At 50.8% G+C, this 22,715-nt stretch carries 22 protein-coding genes; 8 read left to right on the top strand and 14 right to left on the bottom strand.

Going from position 1 to position 22,715, the window contains the following annotated elements:
• Positions 1-59: 59 nt before the first annotated feature.
• From H6G00_RS10300 to H6G00_RS10290, 3 genes are all read right to left on the bottom strand, one after another.
• Positions 60-1,208 carry a DUF3086 domain-containing protein gene (locus tag H6G00_RS10300; protein WP_190796647.1) on the bottom strand — a complete coding sequence of 383 codons (1,149 nt, stop codon included), beginning with the start codon at positions 1,206-1,208 and terminating at the stop codon, positions 60-62.
• An 80-nt stretch (positions 1,209-1,288) separates the two neighbouring features.
• Entirely contained in the window at positions 1,289-1,696 is a 408-nt protein-coding gene (locus H6G00_RS10295; RefSeq protein WP_347278165.1) for a DUF3119 family protein, read from the bottom strand.
• A 93-nt stretch (positions 1,697-1,789) separates the two neighbouring features.
• Entirely contained in the window at positions 1,790-2,587 is a 798-nt protein-coding gene (locus H6G00_RS10290; RefSeq protein WP_190796646.1) for an MlaE family lipid ABC transporter permease subunit, read from the bottom strand.
• Positions 2,588-3,016: 429 nt separating this feature from the next.
• Here H6G00_RS10290 and H6G00_RS10285 point away from each other — a divergent pair, with 429 nt between their 5' ends.
• Entirely contained in the window at positions 3,017-3,253 is a 237-nt protein-coding gene (locus H6G00_RS10285) for a hypothetical protein (protein WP_242042206.1), read from the top strand.
• Positions 3,254-3,313: 60 nt separating this feature from the next.
• On the opposite strand, the gene H6G00_RS10280 is transcribed toward H6G00_RS10285, so the two are convergent.
• The 8 genes from H6G00_RS10280 to H6G00_RS10245 all read right to left on the bottom strand — a co-directional run bounded on the left by H6G00_RS10280 (position 3,314) and on the right by H6G00_RS10245 (position 12,792).
• A complete protein-coding gene (locus tag H6G00_RS10280; RefSeq protein WP_190796645.1) occupies positions 3,314-4,810 on the bottom strand; it encodes a pitrilysin family protein in 1,497 nt (498 codons plus the stop codon).
• An 81-nt stretch (positions 4,811-4,891) separates the two neighbouring features.
• On the bottom strand, positions 4,892-6,499 hold the full coding sequence (locus tag H6G00_RS10275) for a pitrilysin family protein (RefSeq protein WP_190682498.1): 1,608 nt from the start codon (positions 6,497-6,499) through the stop codon (positions 4,892-4,894).
• 96 nt (positions 6,500-6,595) lie between these two features.
• Positions 6,596-7,441 (bottom strand): radical SAM protein, encoded by an 846-nt coding sequence (locus H6G00_RS10270; RefSeq protein ID WP_190796644.1) that lies wholly within the window; start codon positions 7,439-7,441, stop codon positions 6,596-6,598.
• 24 nt (positions 7,442-7,465) lie between these two features.
• Positions 7,466-8,749: an ABC transporter substrate-binding protein gene (locus H6G00_RS10265; protein ID WP_190796643.1), complete on the bottom strand. Its 1,284-nt coding sequence runs from the start codon at positions 8,747-8,749 to the stop codon at positions 7,466-7,468.
• 65 nt (positions 8,750-8,814) lie between these two features.
• Positions 8,815-9,915, bottom strand: a complete 1,101-nt coding sequence (locus H6G00_RS10260; protein WP_190796642.1) for an ABC transporter ATP-binding protein — start codon at positions 9,913-9,915, stop codon at positions 8,815-8,817.
• The gene (locus H6G00_RS10255; protein ID WP_190796641.1) at positions 9,908-10,687 is read right to left on the bottom strand and encodes an ABC transporter permease subunit; all 780 of its coding nucleotides are present in this window, start codon (positions 10,685-10,687) and stop codon (positions 9,908-9,910) included. The genes H6G00_RS10260 and H6G00_RS10255 overlap by 8 nt, the downstream gene beginning before the upstream one ends.
• Positions 10,688-10,705: 18 nt before the next feature.
• Complete coding sequence (locus tag H6G00_RS10250; protein WP_190796640.1) at positions 10,706-11,623, bottom strand: ABC transporter permease subunit; 918 nt, start codon at positions 11,621-11,623, stop codon at positions 10,706-10,708.
• A gap of 116 nt (positions 11,624-11,739) precedes the next feature.
• Positions 11,740-12,792, bottom strand: coding sequence for a phosphotransferase (locus tag H6G00_RS10245; RefSeq protein WP_190796639.1), 1,053 nt, complete (start codon positions 12,790-12,792; stop codon positions 11,740-11,742).
• A gap of 67 nt (positions 12,793-12,859) precedes the next feature.
• Between H6G00_RS10245 and H6G00_RS10240 the strand changes: the two genes are divergently transcribed.
• The 4 genes from H6G00_RS10240 (at position 12,860) to H6G00_RS10225 (ending at position 15,747) form a co-directional block, all read left to right on the top strand.
• Complete coding sequence (locus H6G00_RS10240; RefSeq protein ID WP_190796638.1) at positions 12,860-13,213, top strand: metalloregulator ArsR/SmtB family transcription factor; 354 nt, start codon at positions 12,860-12,862, stop codon at positions 13,211-13,213.
• Between the two features lie 89 nt (positions 13,214-13,302).
• Positions 13,303-14,091: an ergothioneine biosynthesis protein EgtC gene (gene egtC, locus H6G00_RS10235; protein WP_190796637.1), complete on the top strand. Its 789-nt coding sequence runs from the start codon at positions 13,303-13,305 to the stop codon at positions 14,089-14,091.
• On the top strand, positions 14,069-15,463 hold the full coding sequence (locus H6G00_RS10230) for an SUMF1/EgtB/PvdO family nonheme iron enzyme (protein ID WP_190796636.1): 1,395 nt from the start codon (positions 14,069-14,071) through the stop codon (positions 15,461-15,463). Before egtC ends, H6G00_RS10230 begins: the two co-directional genes overlap by 23 nt.
• A 131-nt stretch (positions 15,464-15,594) precedes the next feature.
• Positions 15,595-15,747 (top strand): hypothetical protein, encoded by a 153-nt coding sequence (locus H6G00_RS10225; protein ID WP_190641207.1) that lies wholly within the window; start codon positions 15,595-15,597, stop codon positions 15,745-15,747.
• A 276-nt stretch (positions 15,748-16,023) separates the two neighbouring features.
• On the opposite strand, the gene H6G00_RS10220 is transcribed toward H6G00_RS10225, so the two are convergent.
• Positions 16,024-16,773 carry a DUF561 domain-containing protein gene (locus H6G00_RS10220; protein ID WP_190796662.1) on the bottom strand — a complete coding sequence of 250 codons (750 nt, stop codon included), beginning with the start codon at positions 16,771-16,773 and terminating at the stop codon, positions 16,024-16,026.
• 162 nt (positions 16,774-16,935) lie between these two features.
• Between H6G00_RS10220 and H6G00_RS10215 the strand changes: the two genes are divergently transcribed.
• A complete protein-coding gene (locus H6G00_RS10215; RefSeq protein ID WP_190682530.1) occupies positions 16,936-17,655 on the top strand; it encodes a pentapeptide repeat-containing protein in 720 nt (239 codons plus the stop codon).
• 217 nt (positions 17,656-17,872) lie between these two features.
• Complete coding sequence (locus tag H6G00_RS10210) at positions 17,873-18,397, top strand: hypothetical protein (RefSeq protein WP_190796635.1); 525 nt, start codon at positions 17,873-17,875, stop codon at positions 18,395-18,397.
• A gap of 42 nt (positions 18,398-18,439) precedes the next feature.
• Here the strand turns inward: H6G00_RS10210 and H6G00_RS10205 are convergent, their stop codons facing one another.
• Complete coding sequence (locus H6G00_RS10205) at positions 18,440-19,552, bottom strand: HAMP domain-containing sensor histidine kinase (protein ID WP_190796634.1); 1,113 nt, start codon at positions 19,550-19,552, stop codon at positions 18,440-18,442.
• A 78-nt stretch (positions 19,553-19,630) separates the two neighbouring features.
• Complete coding sequence (locus tag H6G00_RS10200; protein ID WP_190641203.1) at positions 19,631-20,341, bottom strand: response regulator transcription factor; 711 nt, start codon at positions 20,339-20,341, stop codon at positions 19,631-19,633.
• 164 nt (positions 20,342-20,505) lie between these two features.
• On the opposite strand from H6G00_RS10200, the gene H6G00_RS10195 reads away from it, so the two are divergent.
• Positions 20,506-22,710, top strand: a complete 2,205-nt coding sequence (locus H6G00_RS10195) for a hypothetical protein (protein ID WP_190796633.1) — start codon at positions 20,506-20,508, stop codon at positions 22,708-22,710.
• The last annotated feature ends 5 nt before the right edge of the window (positions 22,711-22,715 follow it).

Here is a 22,715-nt window from a genome sequence, read left to right as displayed (position 1 = left end):
ATCCCCAGGGGATGCGCTCACAACTCGCTCTTCTTACAACTGATTTAGAACTGCTGTTTTTAGATGACGGTCGGATTCATCGGATCTGAGGCAAACGCCAGCCACAGCGGGAATTGCAGCAGCGACAGGTTCACCATGTCCTCGGATTCGTCAATGATGATCAGCGGCAGTTGTTTTTGGCGTACCAAGCGATCGGCCCGTTGAGCTAGCGGTTCTGGTGCTTCAAATAGGACGATGCCTTGCTCTGCACCAAAGTCACCCCGTGAAATACCAAGGCAATCCTGTAAGCCTCTGCGCCATTCACCTAAGCGTTCGGGAGAGTTGGCGAGAATGAGAGTACGGACGCGATCGCCATACAAATTCCGCAGAACCGAGATCGTTGCCGAGACAATCAGAATATTTTGCAAGCGTGACCCCATCGTCCGCAGCGCACCCCGTCCACCCTGAGCAAAGAACCAGTTTGATACCCGTTCTGCGTGAATTGGCTCAAAGGTACGGCGCAGCTGCCACGGCGGCCCGTAGTAGTCGGGCATGGTCCGATATTGGTCTAAAATCTTGCGAATCTGTCTCGCCTGGTCTTCAAAATTTTGCTCAGCAAATCGAGGAGTGAGAACCTGATCATCTTCAAATTCATCAGCATCTCGAAAGTCACGGGAGCCTCGCAGATCACGAGGGGCTTCTCGCACCTCCGGCTCTCTGGCAGGGGCAACGAGCTCTAGCTGCTCGGCTGCTGTCGCCAAGTCTTGCAAGCTGCCCACTAGATAATCTTTAAAGCCCTGAACGCGAATTGCCAAATCTTGAGACGCTCCCGCAAAAGTGGTTCGCATTTCTGTGCGAATGCGCTCTTGTCGGCGCTCTAGCTGCTCAACTGAAATTTGCAGAGTTTTCTTGCGCTGTTCCAGTTCACTCAGCCCTTCTTTGACCATACGCCCGATTGTTGTCTGTACATCTGCCATCTGCCCTCGCAACATCCTGTCGTAGGAGGCTTGTAGGGTAGCAATTTCTTTTTGTAAGGCTTTTTCTTGGCGCCGCAGATCCGCAACTCGCTGGGTCAGGACTGTTATCTCATCACCCAACGCCTCATGAGACATTTCTTCGGCAAGGATCTCATCACCACCAGCAGCGTCTTCGATAGCTTGTTCTTGGGCAACGATATCATTTAGGGGTTTGGCGATAAATTCACGGCTTGGCGAGTCGTTGGAGTTCATGGGCAAGTGGGACGGTAAGTTTTAGGTTTTGAATTGAGAGTGAACTAGCAAGGGTTTCCACAGTCAAGTAGCCGTTGCTCTTAGGCATCGGAGATGGGGCAGTGTTGCTCCAGGCATTGCCTCAGCATTTTAGGGTCAAAGAGAATCGGCAAAAAGTGAATACTTTTGACTTCTTTGAAGTAGAACAAAATCGGGATGCCACTCCAAAAGATACGCCAGTTTTGCCAGTCGGCGTAGGGGAAGCGGCGAATCAGTGTGTCTCCACGGGTAATGTCTAGCGCAGTGGAGGTAAACTGAAGCCGCAGGGTAGCCGCTTGAAACAGCAGAAATAGCCCTAAGAGGGCGATCGCTCCACTCACCCAGGGTTGCCCCAGCCCTATAGGTAGCGCAGTTAAAAGCAAGGCGATCGCAATCAGGGCGATCGGCAACGCATAGCTGGGAGCCAGCACAGTCGTTTCAGTGGAAGTTGGAGAGGGCGTGACAGTCACAAGCGCGAATCCCTTCAGTTACAGCTTAGTTCAGCCATCTCCATTCTAAAGGGTGATGCTCCTGGTGCTTCAGCCCAGGCAGAACGAGACCTGCTAGAAGCCACCCAGAACAGCACTGCCTGTCCCCTGGAACATGATCCAGGAGAGAAAGAAATTGACAATAAAGATTGCTAGAAGTGCGGTCACAACTGCGGTAGTCGTAGATTGCCCCACTCCTTTTGCTCCTCCGGTGGTGGTCAACCCCCAGCTTGAACCGATTACCGCGATCAACCCACCAAACACAAAAGCTTTAACCAGGGCGCTAACCAGATCCCAAACGCTGAGAAAGTTTCGGGCTGAGTTGAGAAATACGGTCGAGGAAATGCCGTAAAGCCCTTCGGCAATCAACAGTCCACCCGTCATCCCTGTAATAAACGCCAGGATAGTGAGAATTGGCAACATCAAGCAGCAAGCAACCACTCTGGGAATGACCAGGTAATCAATCGGGTCGGTTTTGAGCATTTGCAGTGCGTCAATTTGCTCAGTCACCTGCATCGTGCCAATTTCAGCGGCAAAAGCAGAGCCGACCCGTCCTGCCAAAATCACTGCAGTCAGGACAGGGGCGAGTTCTCGGGCTAGAGAAAGGGCCAAAACACCACCAACGGCTGTACCCGCGCCCAGGTTAATAAATTCTCTGGCGACCTGAATGGTAAACACCATGCCCACAAAAGCTGCCGTAACCAAAGCAATCAACAGCGACTCTGGCCCGACGGCAGCCATTTGATCGAGGGTGTTGCGGCGATGAACTTTGCCCGCAATCAGATGAACGATCACCTGTCCGCCTAATAGCATGGCGGCAAGTAATCGCTGACTCCATAGCCCTAATCCAGAAGCCTGAGCGGTTTCACTCAATGGTGCTGTACCCCTAAACTTTGATGAAGGTTTAAGTAAACGTGGTTAACGCAGATAAGCAGTTTGCCTGCCTAAAATGAACCTCAATGTAAACAATAGCGGATTGTTGCCCTGGGGTTCTGACCGGGGATGCACTGCGGTCTATCTCCACTTTTCGCGGCTCTTCGGGCTAGTTTGACGTGTCCTTTAAGGTGAAGGTGCTGTTTGGATTATGAGTTGGATTCATAGATCTTCAACAAGCTTTTTAATAGAGATTTAAGATTTCTGACATCTCGCCTGGATGGAGGCGATCGCCCCTATCGTAGGAACTGGCAGGTATAGCCATACCTTCAGCCTGTTAGGATCTTCAACCCTTAGAGCATAAGCCTCTCTATGAGTACTTTGCCAAGCTTTCTGCGTTCAATTCTGATTACAGGAATCTTTAGCTTCATGACTCCTACCCTATTCATCATAGGAGTTTTGCTATGCCTCTCTGTGGTGGGCTACGTTCCGCTATTTAGCTCCATCAGTCAGGCTGGGCTAGAACAAATCACCCAATTTCTGTCTGTGTTTGGTAGCGGTAGTTCCGTCAATGGGTTACTGGTCATTGGGCTGGTTTGCAGCCTGGTGGGTATTTTGTTTGATACTTTCACCTTTTATCGTCACCAAAACCTGCGAAACAATTGAGGTGAGCGTAGGGACAGTTCGCGAACCGTCCCTACGAGGTTTCTACTTCTAAAACGACTCCTAACCCTGCGGTTCTGGAATGGTGATGTCAATCTGAGTCACTTCGATATTAGAACCCAAACTGCTAAGCGGGGGCTGAATGGCAGCCGCATTGCCAACTACCAGCGTGACAATATTTTCTGGCTTCAGGTACTCTTGAGCAGCCCGCTGAACGTCCTCAATTGTGGTTTCCTGAACAGCACGCTGATATTGAAAGATAAAATCGGCAGGGTAGCCGTAATACTCGTAGCGCATCAGGCGCGATAATGTCTGCCCCGGATCTTGAAAGTTAAAGATAAAGGCATTGAGCACCGAGTCTTTGGCGCGTGCCAGTTCTTCTTCGGTGATCGGAGCCGTGCGGATGCGCTCAATTTCTGATAGCACCGAGCGAATAAAGGGCACAGTTGCGTCAGAACGAGTTTGCCCACCGCCAATAAAGGTGCCAGGGAAGTCAAACCGAGGATTCCAGTAGGCATAGACGACATAAGCTAGCCCCTGGCGCGATCGCACCTCATTCGTCAGCCTGCCGCCAAATCCATTCAGCACTTCATTCACGACCGTGAGAGCAGCGTGGTCAGGGTTATCTAACTGTCCACCCAGATGCCCGACCTGAACATAGCTCTGAGTTAGCTGGGGCTGATCGACCAGAAACACACCGGTCTGTGCCTGAGCGACTTCGGGTAAATCCAACTGAGCTTCGAGGTTGGGGTTGGGCTGCCAGTCGCCAAACTCTGCTTCGATCAGCGATCGCATTTCCTCACTCTCGAAATCGCCTACAATCCCCAAGATCATGTTGTTGGGGTGGAAATACTGTTCGTAAAAGCCAATAATATCGTCGCGGGAAATATTATTCAGCGTGGAGTACTCTACAGTGCGGGCGTAAGGGCTTTGTGCGCCGTAGACCAGCTTTTGGAATTCGCGCCCAACCACTTCATCGGGATCATCATTACGACGGGCAATTCCACCTCGGATCTGGTTCTTCAGCAGATCGATCCGGTCTTGAGGAAAGGCTGGCTGTCGAATCACCTCGGCAAACAGCCCAAACACCTCTGACAAGTCTTCCGTCAGAACACTGAAGCTGGCACTTCCCGTGGTTTCGTCAATTCCAGTTTCGACAGAGGCGGCACGCTGCTCTAGCAACAGGTTGAGTTCATCGGGCGGGTGCTGCACGGTGCCACCACTCCGCATCACCGAACCTGTAATGCTGGCTAGCCCCACTTTATCGCCTGGTTCAAGCCGTTCACCCGTGTGAAACATGGCAGTGCCGCCGACTAGAGGCAGTTCGTGATCTTCCATCAGATACACGATGATGCCGTTGTCTAGCTCAAAGCGGGAATAGTCGGGCAGTTGAATTTCAGGAAGCGGCTCAAATTCTAACTCGGTGTAGTGACGGGCTGTTTGCGCCAGCGCAGGTACTCGACCCAGCCCGAGCAAAATCATTGCTATGGTGACCAGCGCAATGAAGCTGTAGCGAATTAGCTTTTTGCGCTGGCTGCGCTGGAATTGGAACCACTGCATGATCGATGGGACTCCTTTTGGGAATTGGGATTAAGAGAGGATAATTTTGTGAGTTCAGTACACAAAATTACCTGGAAAATTCTAGGGTTCAGATTGGGTGAGGAGTTTGCCGATGGTGAGGTTTTGAGGCTGGAAGGTTTCCTGAGCCACACGCTGTACGTCTTCGGCAGTGACGGCAGCGATCGCCTCCAGTTCGTTAAACAAATTGCGCCAGTCGCCTGTTTTTGCCTGATACTCTGGCAGCAAGCTAGCCATACCCTGGTTGGAAGCCAATACTCGCAAAAGTCCTGCTCTCGCCTGAGTTTTGACGCGATCCAGTTCTTCTGCGGATACAGGTTCAGCCTTGAGGCGTTCTAGCTCGGCATCCATCGCAGCGGCGACTTCATCGACGGTATGTCCAGGAGCAGTCAGGGCGTAGATCATCATCAGCGTGGGATAGCGATCGCCCGGAAAGCCATTCGCACTTTGAACACTCAGGGCAAGCTGCTGTTCTTCGACCAGGGACTTATAAAGTCGGGCAGTGCGTCCAGACGTGAGAATCGCATCAATGATTTGGTACGTCACGTTATCGGGATCACTAATTGCAGGACGCTGATAGCCTTCCAGATACCAGGGTTCTGCGGGAAGTTCCAGGGTCACTTCTCGCACTTCAGTTTGAGCTGGTGCAACGGCAGTGACTTCAGGTGAACTGTCTCTGGTCTGGTAGCGCCCAAAGTAAGTTTCTGCCATTTGCCGCACCTCGTCAGGATCAACATCCCCAACTACAGCAGCGACGATTTGATTAGGCGTGTAATGAGTTTCAAAGAATTTTTGAATATCTTCGCGGGTGAGGTTGCGAATATCTTCCTCGTAACCAATGATCGGACGACCGTAGGGATGTCCAGGAAAAGCAGTTTCCAGGAATGCCTCAATCATTCGACCGATGGGCGAGTTGTCGGTTCGCATCCGCCGCTCTTCTAAAATCACGTCCTTCTCTTCGTAAAACTCACGAAAGACGGGGTCTAAAAACCGCTCTGACTCCAGAGACATCCACAGTTCTAGCTTGTTTGCTGGAAAGCTGTAAAAGTAACGAGTAGCATCAGCAGAGGTGGTTGCGTTTAAGCCAACTCCACCCGCCTGCTCAACGATTTGCCCCATCAGGTTTTGTTGAACATAGCTTGCGGCTTCGGCTTTAGCAGCTTCAAACTCGGACTGAATCCGGGCGATCGCCGCCTCATCTCCAGCCTCACGCGCCGCCTGAAGTTGCTCAAACAGTTCATCTAGCCGCTCTAACACAGGGGCTTCGGCTTCGTAGTTAGTCGTGCCAATCTGCTTGGTGCCCTTGAATGCAAGATGTTCTAGATAGTGGGCTGCTCCCGTTTTGCCATCTTCCTCATAGGCAGCACCCACATCTACATAGGTCATGAAGGAAACTACTGGAGCCACATGCCGCTCTAGCACGATAAATTTCATGCCGTTGTCGAGCGTAAACTCAGTAACGCGATCAATTACGTCATCAATGTAGGTGCTGAGGTCAGCGGTTTCTGGCTCAGCCTGAGCAGCGGTTTGGGCTAAAGCGGCTTGAGGCGTTCCTAAAAACAGCAAAATCGCTGCTAGCACCGCAAAGATAGCTCGATTCCACAAGATGACTCGGCTCCGAGCGGCACGATTGCTTCGACAAAAATCTGATAAAGAGACTGACCGACTCATTGAAATCATGGAATCAGTGACAAACACTACCAAATCCCAGCATAAAGACTTTTCAGAATTCAGGCCTAGATCCGATCCATTTTAGAAACTGGAGCCTTAGCCATCCTGCTGCGATCGCCCTTGTGCAAACCCTTGAGGAACAGGGAGCTGATCTAGATGTTTCCAGCAAACCGTACAGGCGGGCAGGTTGTGGGCGATCGCATAGGGTTCGTGTACCGTGTCTAGCCAGTGAAAGAATTCTCGAAAGTTTTGGGCAATCTCAGACGGATCGCTGTGAATGTCTCCAAGCTGAAAATGGGGCGATCGATTTTCGATAGCAAAGGGGCAAGCGTGAAACTTTCCTTCTGTCGTCAAAACTGGATAGCAATGGGGACAACGAGAATTGGCTTTAGGACGGGTTGCTTCTCCAGTAAAAGGGTCTACGCCTCGACCTGAGTCAACCACGTCCGGATGACCGATAGCGATCGCCCCTGCATGTTCCGTCTCATATCCTTCCAATTGCTCCAGCGACTTCTTCGGCATTTGAGGCGCACCATCCCCCGTCGCGATGGAATAGTTCAAGGAAGCAGTCGTCTGACCTAGTGGGTCAGATTCTAGAATGTGCAGCAACCGCTCCGCCTGAATGCCGTTGGAATAAATTACGATCGCCCCCTGGTAGCCCTGCTGCCGTAGATAGGCGATCGCCCAGATAACATTCTCAGAATCAAGCGTCGGCTCACCCCCATAGAATTTAATTGTGCCTTGCTCATTCAGCATCACTGTCCGCAAGGCTGTATCTAGATGTTCGACGGTGTATTCGCTGTACCAACCTTTGGGGCTACCAAACACCGTACAGAATGAGCAATCTCGATTGCACTGATTACCCGGATAGAGGTGAAGTTCCATCAGGCGATCGTCGCTGATCACACCTTTATCGCGGGGCTGTCGCTCTTTAAAAACCATACTTCCCTACTCTACAAAGCATTTCTACAAAGCAATTTGCTCTTCCCAGGTTTGTTCTAGTCGCGTAGTGTATTCAGCATTAACGACAGGAACAGTAGTGGAAGTCAGTTCATCCAAAGGAATGCCATATTCCCCCTCTACCTTAGTAAATTCGGACTGTAGTTCGGCTGGAATCTTTTGAGGATTCAGCAAGGGGGGGTCACCCCAAACATCTGGCTTAAACTTCTGCAGTTGCCCCTCTGGGCTAGAGAGAATATCTGCCAAAATCATCGCGCCTGCGGGGTTAGCAGCATTAATAGGAATGGCGGTGAAAGAGGGATCATTCAATGAAATTCCCGGCATTGTAAAGGCTCGTGTCGTGTCGGGAAGCCGTCCACTCGCGATTCCTTCTGCCACCTCGGAGATAAATACAGGCATCATCCAAATCTCACCATTGGCAAAGAGTTCTTGCAGACGGTTTTGCGTAGGTGGATAAGTTTCACCGCTCCGCCAAAGGTAAGGTTCCAATTCCTGCAAATATCCAAACACTTGAGGCGACTTCTCATTCCACAATGCCTCATCAAACTCGGCTCCGGCATATTGCTCATAGCCTCCCGTCACGCCATACAGTGCTGTCAGCAGAAAGCGGCTACCGTCAAACTGAGGGGGTGCAACGTAAGCAAAGCGTCCGGGGTTTGCCTTCGCCCATTCCAGCAGTTCTTCAAAGGTTGTGGGAAACTGCTGAACTCTAGCGCTATCTGCCGCCATGACGTAATAGCTGCCCGTGTAGGGCGCAGAATATCCTTCAATCGGCAAGCCAAAGTCAGAATTCACCGCCGGATCATCCGCATCGTAGTACTGGTTGCTGGGCAGCTTGTCACGAAACGGCCCAAACAACAGATCCCCCTGTTTCATCGTGCGAAAGTTCTCACCATTGATCCAAATTAGGTCAATGCTGCCACCTGAGGTCTGCCCTGCCTGCACCTCTCCCAAAACCTTATTGACCGCTTCTACCGTGTCGTTAAGGGGAACTCGATTAAGCGTGACGTTGTACTGGCTTTGAAGGCGATCGGCAACCCACTGGTCAGCGTAGGCATTCGTTTTATCGCTGCCGCCCCACATCGCCCAATTTACGGTTGATCCTTCAGCCGCCGCTACAACCTCATCCCAAGAGGCGGCTATTGGATCAAAGCTGGCTGTTTCACTAGCTGTTTCAGAAGAATTTTGTTGGGTACAGTTGCTTGTCAATGTAGCTAAGCAAGCACCAGTAGATAGCCAGAGGAAACGCCGACGGTTTAGGGAAAAGTGGGGATTGGGGGTTAGGTTCATGGATTAGTTTCTTAGAGTTGAAATAGTTTGCAGAAGATGAGTTTTGAACGATAGTTAAACGGAAGTTAGGAAACTTGAACGGGATGGGGCACAGTGCTGTGTGGGAAGTACCAAAGGGCTGTAGGTGGGAGATAGGTCCAAACGAATTGTCCAATTTGAAAATCTTGAGTAGGCGTAACCCAGGCTTGTAGGGTTAGCTCCGGGGCGATCGCCAGCGTCAATCGTCGTTGCGTTCCGGTAAATCGGTTGGCAATTACGGTGGCAGGTAGGGTGTTTGCTTGCGATCGCCCCTCTATAAACACCTGAATTTGCTCAGGACGAATGGTGACTTGAATTGAACCGTAGTGGTCATACTCACTGAGCAACGTTAAATCATTGGATAACGTCCATTGCCGACCGTGAGCTTCAGCAGCAAAGAAGTTGACCCCTCCCATAAATCGAGCAACAGTTTCATCACAGGGCTGTTGATAGATTTGTTCTGGGGTGTCAACCTGACGCAAGCATCCATCAAACATCAGGGCAATTCGCCGAGACATCACCACCGCCTCTGCCTGGTCATGAGTCACAATCAACATCGTTACTCCCATTTGAGCCTGTAATCGCAAGATTAAGTCCTGCATTTCTTCTCGCAGATTGGCATCCAGAGCAGACAGAGGTTCATCTAACAGCAGCAGTTTGGGGTGAATGATCAGCGATCGCGCTAATGCCACCCGTTGCGCCTGTCCACCTGAAAGCTCGGCTGGCTTACGATAGGCAAATCCTTCTAGCTGAACCTGACGCAGCATGGCGATCGCCTTTTCTTCTCGCTCAGCCTGACCGACTCCGCGCATCTTCAGCCCAAACGCGACATTCTCACCCACTGTTAAGTGTGGGAACAGCAACCCACGCTGTAGCACCAGTGCAATATCTCGTCGCTCAGGTGGGACTCGGTTGAGAATTTGACCATCCAGGGTAATCGTGCCGCTGTCAGGTTGCACTACCCCCGCGATCATCTGAAGCGTTGTGGACTTACCACAACCCGACGGACCCAATAGCGCTAGAATCTCACCTGCCTGCACCTCAAGCCACAGACTTTGGACGGCAGTGACTCCTGGAAAATGTTTGGTGAGATCTTGGAGGTGAAGATGAGGCATAAGAGATTGGGAATGAGGGACGGTCTTATACATTTCCCAACCCTCCTAACGCCGTATCATTTTCCAATGCCTTGCTTGCCAACAGTAAAAACAACAATCCCGGTACAACGGATGTAATTGCCACCGCCGCAACCAGTCCATTGTTTCCTCCTTGCAGTAAGGTAAACAGCACCATTGGCAAAGTAAATACCCGTCCTGCACCCACAAAGAACGTCAGGAGAAACTCATTCCAGGAAATGAGGAAGGCAAATAATGCACCCACCACAATGCCAGGAGCAATTAGCGGCAAAGTGACTTGTGAAAGCACCTGAACTGGAGAAGCACCGAGCGATCGCGCCTGCGTTTCATACCTGATGTCATAGTTGGCAAACACACTCGTTAACACCAGCGTCATGTAGGGAATGGTCGGCATCAGATGTACCAAAATCACACCCAGAAGCGTACCGTTTAACCCTAGCCGAATTAGCACAAACTGAATACCCATCAGGGTTGCTAATGGTGAAACAATGATAGGGGTTAACAGAAATAACTTTAGAGCCTCCTTTCCTGGAAACTCCATCACTCCGATCGCGCGTCCTGCGGGAAGCCCAACCAACAGTGAGAGAATTGTGGTGATCAGGGCGATCGCCAAACTCTGCAATAGCCCTTCGATCACTCTAGAAGCGGGTGATACAAGCTGCGACCAGTGCTGAAGTGTCCACTGGTCAGGAATGAGTTGAGGGAAAAACCATCCTTGTGCAAAGGACCAGATCACCAACGGTAAAAACGGTAGAAACAACACCACAATGACGAGAACAATGAGCATTCGCAACATCCTGATTCCCTACACCCCTTTGATTGACTGATGATCCTGCCGACCGCGCGACACCAGCCACGAGTACGCCACAATAATCAGCAGTGAGAGAATCGATAGGATAATTCCCAAGGCGATCGCTTCGGCACGACGAGTGATATCACTATCCGTAAAGGCGCGATAAACCAATACTGGCAATGTACGTGGGCGAGTTGACCCTAGCAAAAAGGGAACTTCAAACGAAGCAAAAATATAGCCAAACACGATCAAACTGGATGACAAAATCCCGGTTCTCATCATCGGCAGAGTCACATTCCAAAAGCGCTGCCAAGGAGTTGCACCAAGTACCTGTGCCTGCATTTCGTAGGCAGGATTAATACTCCGCAGGACTGCCAGCAAGATTAATGTGATAAAAGGAATCTCTTTCCAAAGGAAATGTAATAACACGCCAATATTGCCAGCATCGTTGACTAACAGTGGAAAGTCCTGATCGGATTGAATCCAGCCCAGCGCATAGAGCGATCGCGAGATAAATCCACTCGGTGATAGCAACAGCAAAACGCCCGCAATTCCGACTAGATGTGGAATGGGCAGCGTGATTTGACAAGCAAAACTGGCCCAGCGTCCGGCGGTTCTTAGGAGCAGGGCTAAGCCAACACTCAAAACGGTTGATAGTCCTGTGGCAACTACTGCGAGGTATAGACTAAGTGTCAGCGATCGCAGAAATTCTGGATTCGTCAACGCCGCTTGATATGCCGTTAACGAAATCTGACTTCCCAACAGCCCAATCGCCCCAATACTTTGAAGCAATGCCAACACCAACCCACCACCAAACAGCAATCCGACAATTCCCACTGCCGGAAGCATCAGCAGATAAGCCTGCCAGGGAAAAGACTGTGCCAGATTCGGAGAGGTCTGATGTCGAGGAGGTTGGAGCTTAAGAGGCATGACTGAGTTCTGGATGAATTAGGGGACACGGAACACTCGCCAATACAGCACAGGATGATATGAAAAGTAATTCATATAAAAGTTGGCTGGATTCTCCTTGAGAGTTAGATTAGCTTCTAAATTTCCTCATCTAACCAGGACATAACCTCCTGCCACAGTTCTGAAAATTGCTGACGGCTTCGCTGCCATCGCGCCATTCGCTCAGTCGCATTGGGGCTATCTTCTGCATCTGCGTACCAGCAGTTAGCGGTGATCCAATATCCAGCCGTCCAACAGAGCGATCGCACCGCTGGGTAAACCCCAAATGCAGCAAAATGACGCTCAATTCGAGTAGCTAACGGCTCTCCCAACGCATTGTAATAACACTGCAAAAAGAAGGCGCGATCCTCAGCCGGTAAGCGATAGTCTTGCCGTCGCCGAACGGTTACAGGGGAAAGGAAATGCCCCAAATCTCCAGCAGGCGAACCAATTTCAGCCCATTCCCAATCAATTAAATAAGCTTGGCGATCGTTGATGACCCAGTTCTCATAAGTGTGGTCACTGTGGACTAAGCAGCGATAGGGATAGGCTTCTAACAGTCGCTCTGCTGACAATCGCGATCGCGCCTTATTTAACACGGCGTGCAGCATTTCAACAATCTCTGGTTCTGCATTCGGTGAGTCCAGGTAAGGCTGAGCATAGCTTTTTGCTTCGTGGTAAAACAGCGTTAAGGGCTGCTCGACCACTGGCACCGTTGGCAAAAGGCGATCGACTTCATAGCCTGCGATCGTCGGTAAACGGTGAAGCCGCGCAAGAGTTTTGGCACATTTTTGTAAATGGGTGCGGCTGTAATCGAGTGAACCGCCCTCTAGATAATTTGTAATTAAAAACGTGTAGGGAAAGTCTTCAGTTGAGTCTAATTTGGCCGTCTGTAGCTGATGTCCGATATCAGTTTGCCGTAGATAATCTAAGATGACGCGTTCGAACTGGGTAACGCGCCTCACGTCTCCTTCAAATCGCTGATTTGGTGTATTAACGGCCACCCGAACTAAATCAGTCTGGTTTAATCTAAAAATGACATTGGCTTCTCCGTGAGCCAGAAACTCTAACTCTAAGTGACCGTGCGATTGGTTTAGATGCGCCTCTAATTGTTGCTTCAAAACCTTCAAATCAAGAGGTCTAGTGAACATCGGACGGTGAATTCGAGCAACAGGCTCAATGATAAACCGTTTCCTCGTGGCATGAATTATTTTTCATATGAATAGCGATTTTAATAATAAAGCTGCTGAAGCTAGCCCTACGCCGGACAAGCAATACTCACCCTCGTTCTGCGCCCAGCAGCTCAAAATTCTTGCTGATCCAAATCGCTTCGCTATTCTCAAGATTCTGCTCGACGGCCCTAAACACGTTTGGGAGTTAAATGCAGAACTGGCTCTAGAACAGAGTTTGCTCTCTCACCACCTGAAGATTTTGCGGCAACACGAGCTCGTCAAATCGCAGCGAGAGGGCAAAGCAGTCCTCTATTCCCTTGCTCCCGGCGTTCGGGTTCCTTCAGGGCAAGGACTTAACTTAAAGTGCTGCATTTTGTCCTTTGAGTGCCCGATTTCATAGGGCGACCAGAGTGAGGGTTAATCCCTTCTCTCCGAGAGGATTTTGCAGACAGGGGGCTACAATCCTAACTGAACTGTCGTAATCAAAACATGTGCCGTCTACTCGGATATTTGGGGCCGCCTATTCCTCTAGATCGACTGCTCTACAAACCAGAACATTCCTTAATCGTACAGAGCTATCAGCCGCGTGAGATGACAGCAGGACTGCTCAATGCAGATGGCTTTGGCGTGGGTTGGTATCACACCAATCAGCAGGTGCCACCTTTCCGCTATCGCAGTGTGCTGCCAATCTGGAATGACGTAAACTTGCCTCCATTGAGTCGCTATGTAGAATCAGGCTGTGTTTTAGCGAGCGTTCGCAGTGCAACGCCAGGACTGGCAGTTGACTTGAGTAATTGTCAGCCTTTTCAGCAGGATCCCATCTTGGCGATTCATAATGGCTACATCGAAAACTTTCGACAAACGCTATATCGACCCATGCGCGATCGCCTGAGTGATGCGCTGTATGAGTCGATCCAAGGAATGACGGACTCCGAGCATTTGTTTGCCCTGCTGCTCAACGAATGGCACAATTCCCCCGGAATTAGCCTGGAAGCAGCACTGCACAACACGCTGGTAACCGTCTTTGACCTGGCCCAGCTTTATCAGGTTTCAGTAGGCGCTAATTTGATTCTGGCGGATGGGCACCGTCTGGTCGCTTCTCGGTTTTCTAACCGATCGCCCGCCCCTTCCCTCTACTGGCTCAGGGACGATGCCTTCTTCCCTGAGGCAGTTGTGATTGCTTCCGAGCCGTTATTTGCTGGTAATTGGGTTGCTTGCCCAGAACGCAGCATTCTCAGTGTGGGAGAAGATCTTGATGTTCAAATCCAACAGTTCTGAATCGGAGTTTGATAGCAATGCGTCCGATCGCGTTTCCAATTTCCTAAACGAAAGCAGGAGCAAGCAGGTGTCTACCCGATTTCTAGGTCAAGATTCGAGCAATCGCGTCTCTACAAGAGGAGATCTGGGCGATCGCCGATCGCAGCTTCGGCAGCAGCTTCAGGCGTGTCGAGAAGCAACATTGGGACTTTTTGAAGGCGTAGACTACAGCAGTCTTTCCCGCCAGGCGCACCCCGACTTCAGCCCGATTGGGTGGCATTTGGGACACATCGCCTATACCGAAGCTTTCTGGATTCTAGAAAAGTGCGCCGGACAGCCGCCTCAGTTTCCGCAGTACCATCGGCTGTTTGCCGCAGACGGCTTACCCAAAGCAGAACGAGCTAACCTGCCCACCCTGCCAGAGCTTTGCACTTACCTTGATGCCATTCGGGTTCAAGTCCTGACTTACCTTAAAACTGCTCCCGTCGATCAGCAAGAACGCCTCTGGCGCTGGCTCCTCCAGCACGAAAGCCAGCACAACGAGACCATTACCCTGGTACTTCAACTTCAGCAGGCAAAAGTATCAGGAATTGGCGATCGCCCCCAACCCTCAGCCCCCAACCCTCAGCCCCCAACTCCCAACTCCCAACCCCCAATCCTCATCCCCGCCGGACACTTCGAGCAAGGCAGCAACTCCCTCGACGCTTTAGACAACGAACGCATGGTGCATCCCGTTTACCTGGATGACTACTGGATCGATCGCTATCCCGTTACCTGCGGACAATATCGCCAGTTCATCCAGGCAGGGGGCTATGAAGAATCAAAATGGTGGTCAGAGGCAGGGTGGCAATGGTTGCAGCAGCACCCAGTTGGCAAACCGCTTTACTGGTCAGACAATCCAGAGTGGGAAGACCATCCTGTGTGTGGCGTAAGTTGGTACGAGGCAGAAGCCTATGCCAACTCTGTCGGCAAGCGATTGCCCACAGAAGCCGAATGGGAAAAAGCTGCCAGTTGGAACCCAGAACTAGAACAGCGATGTACCTATGCCTGGGGTGAAGCTTTACCAACCTCCCGACACTGCAACCACGATCACTGGATCGGACACACCACACCCGTCGATGCCTATCCTGCGGGACGAAGCGCTTACGGCTGTGAAGATATGCTGGGCAACGTGTGGGAATGGACAGCGGATTGGTTTACAGATTATTCCGGTTTTAAGCCTTTCCTGTATTCAGGCTACTCGCAGATTTACTTTGACGGACAGCACAAAGTTTTGCGGGGCGGCAGTTGGGCAACCCGTCCCTGGGCACTCCGCTCCACCTTTCGGAACTGGTATCACCCTGGTGTACGCCAAATCCTGGCAGGGTTTCGCTGTGTACAGGATCAAGCTTAGTAGCTTTAAGTATTTGTACTTGACTGCGGATAACCACCGGGCTAAGTCTCCGTGATCGTTCGCTAGTTGCCCTGGCGATCGCTAGTTAAATTTGTAACCAAGAAGTTTTACTAGCATCTGCGAGATTAACTATGCAACAGGCTTATCCGATGGCTTTAGGAATATTTTTGGGACTGTTAATTTCAAGTGGAATTGCGGCTGTCATTATGCGAAACACCGTGAGCGAATCTCAAGCAATCGTTAACTCTACACAAGTTGCCTCTGTAGTTTTGTCTGATCGTTAACTCTCCTACAAACTGCTGCTTTATACCAAATTCGTCGGTAGAGTAGCGGTATCGGTAGGGGTGAACCATTCGGTCATAATCCTTGCAACTGAAGCACAATTCTTTTGCCGAATGCTTCGTCGTACACCCAATATGCTTCTTTACGAAACGAATTCCGTATTAGAAGCGTATCTAGTTTGCAAGCTCTAGTTTGGCAACAAGGAAATAATGAGCAAAGTAAAAGTGCCCAGCATTGCGCTGGGCACTTTTTCACTACTGAATTAAACCGTTACTCTGTTAAACCGTTACTCGGCTCCGCTGCACCATTGCTAGCGCTTCAACCAAGCTGCGAACAGCAGCAATCATTGCCACTTCGCTGTTCAGTTGATTAATTGCAGAGCCTACGCCTACACCCGATGCACCAGCGGCGATCGCCATTGGCACTGTCACGTTTGACAAACCAGAAGCGCACAGCACGGGCACAGAAACCGCACGGGAGATTTCATAAGCCGCCGCTAAAGTAGGCGCTGCTTTTTCGATCAATCCCAGTGTGCCAGAGTGGTTGGGGCTGCTGCTGGTGCCACCTTCTGTTTGAATAATGTCGGCTCCGGCGTTAACCAATTCCTCGGCAAGCTGTACCTGCTGGTCTAGCTCCAGGATGTGGGGCACGGTGACTGAGAGGGTGATGTGAGGGAGGAGCGATCGCGTCCGATGAGTGAGTTCCAGCACTTCTGCTGCTTCAAATCGCCGCCCCTGAGCATAGAACGCATCAAAATTCCCGATTTCAATCAAATCGGCTCCCGCTTCTACAGCGGTCACAAATTGCTCTGGCTCGACTGCTGAAACGCAAATCGGTAGTCCAGTAAGCTGTTTTGCCAGCCGTACCAGATCTGGGTCAGCGGCCAAGTCAACGAACGTTGCACCACCGCGATCCGCTGCCTTGACAATCGCTGCAACTCGGTCGGAGTTGAAATTGGTTAAACCACTAATGACTTTGAGGGCGTTGCCCCAACTGAGGGAACTCTGAAGAGAGGGATGAATGGTCATAAAGTCTTCCCGAATTTGGCAAATCGTAGGATCATTTTGCCGCATTAATGCCAACCTTGCTGAAGATCATCTGATTTTTTCCGACCTGATTTTGAGAAATAAAGCGATTCCCAATCGCACCCACCCTCCGGCACTACCAATTTAAAGAAGAGATTTAACCCGATGGACGTTAAAGAACTGTTAGCGCGCTACGAGATGAAGGAGCGCAATTTTGCCAAAATTGACCTCCATCGCGCGGTGTTAAGGGGGATTAGCTTAAGCGGCGTAGACTTGTCTGGAGCAGACTTATCTGAGGCAGACCTGGCAGGCGCAAACCTTCGAGGCTCCAGTTTGAGCGGCGCGAATTTGACGGGTGCTAATTTGCAGGATGCCATCTTGAATCAGGTCATCCTGATTGACGCTGATTTAACAAATGCTGACTTGACCGGCGCAAACCTGTGGGGCGCAAACTTGAGTGGGCTGAACCTTCACAGCACTAAATTGAAGCGAGTCAATTTCAAGGGAGCTAACCTGTATCGAGCGATTTTGGGAAGTGACCTCAGGGGTGCCAACCTAACGAGTGCCAACCTGAGTTGGGCAATTTTATCAGGAACAGATCTGAGCCAAGCAATCTTGACGGAAGCTGACCTAAGTGGCGCGAACCTATGGGGAGCTAATCTGAGTGAGGCAAAGTTAAGAGGCGCGAACTTGAATGCCGCAGACTTGGGTGAAGTAAACCTATCGAATGCTGACCTGACCAAAGCACAACTCATCGGTGCGAAGCTAGCAGGAGTAAATTTTGCTGGAACTTATTTGAACGGAGCAGATTTAAGAGGCACTGGGTTAACAGAATCTGACTGGAGTGAAGCGATTGTGTTTGATCGAGTCATTTGCGATCGCTAATTAACTCATTAATCAAAAAAACTAATCACTATTCAACCCTATTTGGTCTGTACTTTACTCTAGACAGGGATCTTTCCCGCACTAGGAAGAAACTAAACAGGGCTCTTTGTTAGTGTCTAGACTAACTGAAGCAACGCTAAGTCGAGCCACCTCATTAACGTAACTTCCAGACCTAACACAGGAGACGATTTTCAGCCCTGGATAGGTTCAATGACGTTTGACTCTACAACCAACTTTTTTTGACCGCACCCCCAACACTGACACTGATATTCCTGGCGATCGCTACGACTTCATCTCCGTCGCAGCACACGAATTGGGTCATGTTTTGGGCTTCTCCAATGGCGCAGGTGGCATCAATGCACTTTTCAACTTAACGGATGAAGAGAACTTCATTGGCCGTAACGCCAGAGCTAGAAATGGTGGTAGACCAATTCCTCTAGAGTTTTTTGGAAGTAGCCACGTCAAAGAGGGCTATCAGTATGGCGGATCAGGCAAAACCTTGATGGAAGCCAGGTTCGGTCAGGGAGTGCGATCGCGCCCAACTGCTCTGGATGCCGCTATCCTGGATGACATTGGCTATCAGATTAACTACAACGCTACGTTTAGAAACCCTGCCCCCCGACGTCTTGCCAGCCAGCGCTCTAGCTTGGACATTGTCGCGGGTGTGCCCGCAGCGGCTTCAACCTATGCCTATGCCTACTGCGGTTGCTCAAGCTGCCTCATGTCTAACAGCCAGCATTAGATAGACAATTTACAGCATATAGACCTCTACAGCCTGAGTACGTTATCTCAAAGCTTTCACAGGTGCAAGGAGTAACGAGAAGCGGAAGGTGCTGCCTTTGTTTAGTTCGCTTTCGACTTCGATGGTGCCGCCCTGAAGCTCAACCAGTCGGCGAGAGATAGCTAGACCAATGCCTGTGCCGCCAGAGTGGCGATCGCGCGATCGGTCTGCCCGCCAAAATCGCTCAAACACATGTGGCAAATCCTCAGGAGCAATGCCCAAACCTGTGTCCACGATGGCAATCCAGAGCTTATTTGTGCCCTGGTAGACCTGAATTTGAATTGCACCTGATGGCGTATAGCGCAAAGCATTACTGAGCAAATTGACTAAAACCTGCTCGACGCGCCCTGGATCTGCTAGCACCAGAGGCGTATCGGGCGGGTAGTACAACTGAATTTTGGGGCTATTTTCTTCCAAAAGCTGGTCGGAAAACTTCTGCACTAGCGAAGTCAGCATCGGCTTTAAATCGACGGGCTGCACGTCAATGGGCAAGTAACCTGCCTCCATCTTGGAAAGCTCTTGTAGGTCGTTGACTAGCCGCCGCATTCGGCTGGTTTCCCGGGCCAGCAGGTGATAAACATCTTCGGTTGGGTCAATTGTGCCGTCCGCCAACCCTTCCAGGTAGCCTTCCAGGACGGTCAGCGGCGTTCGCAGTTCGTGGGTCAGGTCGCTAACCAATTCTCGTCGTCGCTGCTCCACGCCTTCTAGCTCAGCCGCCATCCGGTTAAAGCTGGAGGCTAGTTGGTTTAGCTCTGGAATTTCGTAAGCGGGAACCCGTTCTTCTAAATTTCCGGTAGAAAACTTCTTGGTAATTTCCTCCATTTGAATCAACGGTTGCACAATTCGCTTAGATACCAAATAGCTCAAGCCACCCGCCGCAGTCGCTCCCAACACGACGGACCAGACTGCGCCACGGCTCCAAGCTGACTCAAATCCTTGAATCAGTTGAGTTCGCACCTGCCGAACGCTATAACCTTCTCCTTCGATGCGCTCCAGGTAGACCACAAAGAACCGGGGTGAGGAGAATTTGCCGATGGTGGTCAGCGTCAACAGTCCCACAATCATCACAATGACGTGGGAAAGAAATAGGCGCGATCGCAGTCCAAGCTTTGCCATTGGTGGGGGCGGGGGTGGAGGGCATGGATGCAGGTGAAGAATGTAGGAACGGGGTTGGAGCAGTGACCAGCTACCAGCTTAGCCTGCTGGTGTGTCTTCAAATTTGTAGCCTACTCCGATGACCGTTTTAACGAACGTAGGATTGGCAGGATCAGGTTCAATTTTTTTGCGCAGGCGGGCAACATGAGTATCCACAACCCGCTCATCCCCAAAAAAGTCGCTGCCCCACAGCTTTTCGATCAGCTGAGTCCGGTTCCAAACACGACCAGGGTAGCTCATGAACGTAGTTAGCAACTCAAACTCCAGCGCAGTCAGGTCGAGTGGTTCTAATTCCTGATTGTCAAGTTGACGATGCGCGAGCCGCTGATCCATATCAATGGAAAAGTGCTGGGTGTGGTAAGTTTGGCTCTGCCCACCCTGGCGCAAGGTGCGCCGCAGCAACGCCCGCACGCGGGCAACCAGTTCTCTAGGGCTAAAGGGCTTCACCATGTAGTCATCTGCCCCAGTAGAAAGACCAATGATGCGGTCAAGTTCTTCGCCCTTGGCAGTCAGCATCAGAATGTAGGGGTCTTTGCTCCCTGGCTTTTGACGAATCCGGGCGCACACTTCTAAGCCATCCAGCCCAGGAATCATCAGGTCGAGGATGATCAGGTCGGGTTTTTGCTCCTGAAAAATCTCGATCGCCGTGATGCCATCTCGACAGGTGCGGCAGGAAAATCCTTCCTTCTCTAGATAAAGTTGGATGAGCTGAGCGATCTCAGCTTCGTCTTCAACAATGAGAATATCCATGCTTGAAAGCGTAATTCACCAGAAAAAATTGCTCGATCGTAGGACAGATTAAACCAGATTGTGTAAATTGGTCTGGAGTGTGGCTATGAGTCCTGATTATCCACTGGTACAGACTACTGGCATAGACTATTGAACTCAAACAAAATCCAACACTTGGGTGTGGCATGAAAACAGCAATACGCCGGGATGAGATGGAAGTTTTGGGACATCGACTGCAAGCAGAAGTGCAAATGCAGTTTCCCTTAAGTATTCCGCTTCAGGTGAAATGCGCGATCAAGCAGCAAACGCTAATTATATTGGCTCAACACGCTTACGAAGTTTCGCCCAATCCCTGGAGAACGTTTGAGGTTTTTGAGCAGACTGTCCGGCAAGCTTATCCTGATCTTATTCGATCGGCGATCGCCTCTCCTGGGACTCTAGCAGTCCGATTTTATCTCCGCATTGCGGGGGAACACGAACCCTATGCGGCAGATGGATTTGAGCTAGATCCATTCCCAGCGGATAGAGCGCTGGATGGTGTGCAGCAAGCAGGAATTGCTGGCAGTCCTCAACATCAGAATGCTGTCATACTGAGCTTACCTGCTGTTCCAGCAACTAGCGTGCAAGCAACTGACGCAAAAGCAGTTAGCAGCAAAGCAGTTAGCAGCAAAGCAGTTAGCAGCAAAGCAGTTAGCACTCAAGCAGACGATTTAGATTTGTCCGATGGGAGCACTGCGGCAGCAGAGGAAGAATTGGCGGTTGATGAGATTGCTGCAATTGATGCAATTGCAGCAACCCAAGAGAATGAGGTTCCAGGTGAAGCAACTGAAGCTGCCAATTTAGCTGCCAATTTAGAAGCTGACTCCCTGAAGGCTGACCCTGTAGAAGCTGACTCTCCAAAGGCAGAGCCTTTAGAAGCTAATCATCTAGAGACAAGCAGCCATTTAGAAACGAGCAGTTCAGATGCTACCGAGCTTGCGGTGCTGCATGAGGCTGAGTCAAACTCCGAATCTGATTCTGAGCTAAGTACTGATGTAGCTTTACCTACGGCTCATTCCAGGTCAACTTTCCTTTCTCGCTTGCCCGTATCAATGTTGGGATTGGGAGCTGCGGCAGGACTATTTGCCTTGGCTGGCAGCTTGTACATGCTGACTCGTCCTTGTGTCATTGGCGCGTGTGTGCCACTGCAAACGGCTCAACGGCTCAGTCAGGAAGCAGCTCAATTGGCGCAGGCTAACTCGTCAGCAATGGATGTGAGTGAGGCTTATCAAAAGCTGGCAGAAGGGAGCTATCTACTAGGCACAATTCCGCAATGGTCAGGGGAGTATGCCGAAGCACAAGCTTTGCTACAAGTTTATGGAAGGCAATCTGAGGCATTGGGGCAGGTCGTTACAGCGCTGCAAACTGCGAATGAAGCGGCCCATGCGAGTCAAAATCCACCTCATCCGTTAAGCAGGTGGGAGGAAATTCAAGGAATGTGGGAAGGGGCGATCGCCCCCCTCGAGCAGGTTTCGCCAAACCATCCCATTTACCCATTAGCTCAGCAAAAGCTGACAGAATATCAGGCTAGCCTGAGCATGATTAATCAGCGGATTGTGATCGAACAGCAAGCACAAGACAAAATCAAGCTTGCTAGAGATACCGCTCGTCTGGCTGAAGCGCGGGAAGGTGTAGCTGACTCCCCTGAAAGCTGGCAGTTAGCTCATGTCACCTGGCAGGTCGTCGTCAACCTATTGCAGCAGATTCCCAGTGGCACGATGGCTCACGCCGAAGCTGAACAGCTTTTAGCAATCTATCAACCCAGACTGGACGAGGCAGGCGATCGCCGACTTCAAGAAGAAATCTCAGCCAAAGCCTACAACCAGGCGCTATCTATGGCAGAAGCAGCCCGTCAGCTAGAACAGCAAAACCAGTGGTCACAGGCAGTCAGCCAATGGCGCAGCGCCCTTGCCAACGCTGAACAGATCCCAACGGGAACGAGCTATCACGGTCAGGTACAGCCTTTGGTCAACTCATACACAACCTCTCTGTCTCAGGCTCAGGAAACGCTCAGGTCTGCTGTCGCCAGGGGAAATGCTCAAGCTCAACTAGAGCAAACCTGCGCTGGAACAGTCCGAGTTTGTACCTTTACGCTGACGGGCAAAGAAATTCAGGTAAACATTACACCCGACTACGATCAGGCCATCGAACAGGCGATCGCCAACGGACAAGCGGCAGGCAATCCCAACGTTCAGGCAGAAGCAGCAGCCCATAGCAATGCACTACTGCGAGCGTTGGCAGATATTAGCGAGAGTACGCAAGTGCCGCTCGAACTTTACAATGCTGACGGTTCCCTATTTGGCACTTATGTCCCTGAACTGTCGGGCTACGTGCCACGTCAGGCATCCTAGAGAAC

The organism is Leptolyngbya sp. FACHB-541 (assembly GCF_014695875.1).
In the GTDB taxonomy this organism is placed as follows: domain Bacteria; phylum Cyanobacteriota; class Cyanobacteriia; order Elainellales; family Elainellaceae; genus JAAUTN01.
Note: the sequence above shows the minus strand (reverse complement) of the source record. Positions and strands in the feature narration are given on the sequence as shown.

Coding starts and splice junctions, on each gene's coding strand:
- H6G00_RS10300 (WP_190796647.1), bottom strand. CDS start 1,208: ATGAACTCCAACGACTCGCCAAGCCGTGAATTTATCGCCAAACCCCTA.
- H6G00_RS10285 (WP_242042206.1), top strand. CDS start 3,017: ATGACTCCTACCCTATTCATCATAGGAGTTTTGCTATGCCTCTCTGTG.
- H6G00_RS10280 (WP_190796645.1), bottom strand. CDS start 4,810: ATGCAGTGGTTCCAATTCCAGCGCAGCCAGCGCAAAAAGCTAATTCGC.
- H6G00_RS10275 (WP_190682498.1), bottom strand. CDS start 6,499: ATGAGTCGGTCAGTCTCTTTATCAGATTTTTGTCGAAGCAATCGTGCC.
- H6G00_RS10270 (WP_190796644.1), bottom strand. CDS start 7,441: ATGGTTTTTAAAGAGCGACAGCCCCGCGATAAAGGTGTGATCAGCGAC.
- H6G00_RS10265 (WP_190796643.1), bottom strand. CDS start 8,749: ATGAACCTAACCCCCAATCCCCACTTTTCCCTAAACCGTCGGCGTTTC.
- H6G00_RS10260 (WP_190796642.1), bottom strand. CDS start 9,915: ATGTATAAGACCGTCCCTCATTCCCAATCTCTTATGCCTCATCTTCAC.
- H6G00_RS10255 (WP_190796641.1), bottom strand. CDS start 10,687: ATGCTCATTGTTCTCGTCATTGTGGTGTTGTTTCTACCGTTTTTACCG.
- H6G00_RS10250 (WP_190796640.1), bottom strand. CDS start 11,623: ATGCCTCTTAAGCTCCAACCTCCTCGACATCAGACCTCTCCGAATCTG.
- H6G00_RS10245 (WP_190796639.1), bottom strand. CDS start 12,792: ATGTTCACTAGACCTCTTGATTTGAAGGTTTTGAAGCAACAATTAGAG.
- H6G00_RS10240 (WP_190796638.1), top strand. CDS start 12,860: ATGAATAGCGATTTTAATAATAAAGCTGCTGAAGCTAGCCCTACGCCG.
- egtC (WP_190796637.1), top strand. CDS start 13,303: ATGTGCCGTCTACTCGGATATTTGGGGCCGCCTATTCCTCTAGATCGA.
- H6G00_RS10230 (WP_190796636.1), top strand. CDS start 14,069: ATGTTCAAATCCAACAGTTCTGAATCGGAGTTTGATAGCAATGCGTCC.
- H6G00_RS10225 (WP_190641207.1), top strand. CDS start 15,595: ATGCAACAGGCTTATCCGATGGCTTTAGGAATATTTTTGGGACTGTTA.
- H6G00_RS10220 (WP_190796662.1), bottom strand. CDS start 16,773: ATGACCATTCATCCCTCTCTTCAGAGTTCCCTCAGTTGGGGCAACGCC.
- H6G00_RS10215 (WP_190682530.1), top strand. CDS start 16,936: ATGGACGTTAAAGAACTGTTAGCGCGCTACGAGATGAAGGAGCGCAAT.
- H6G00_RS10205 (WP_190796634.1), bottom strand. CDS start 19,552: ATGGCAAAGCTTGGACTGCGATCGCGCCTATTTCTTTCCCACGTCATT.
- H6G00_RS10200 (WP_190641203.1), bottom strand. CDS start 20,341: ATGGATATTCTCATTGTTGAAGACGAAGCTGAGATCGCTCAGCTCATC.
- H6G00_RS10195 (WP_190796633.1), top strand. CDS start 20,506: ATGAAAACAGCAATACGCCGGGATGAGATGGAAGTTTTGGGACATCGA.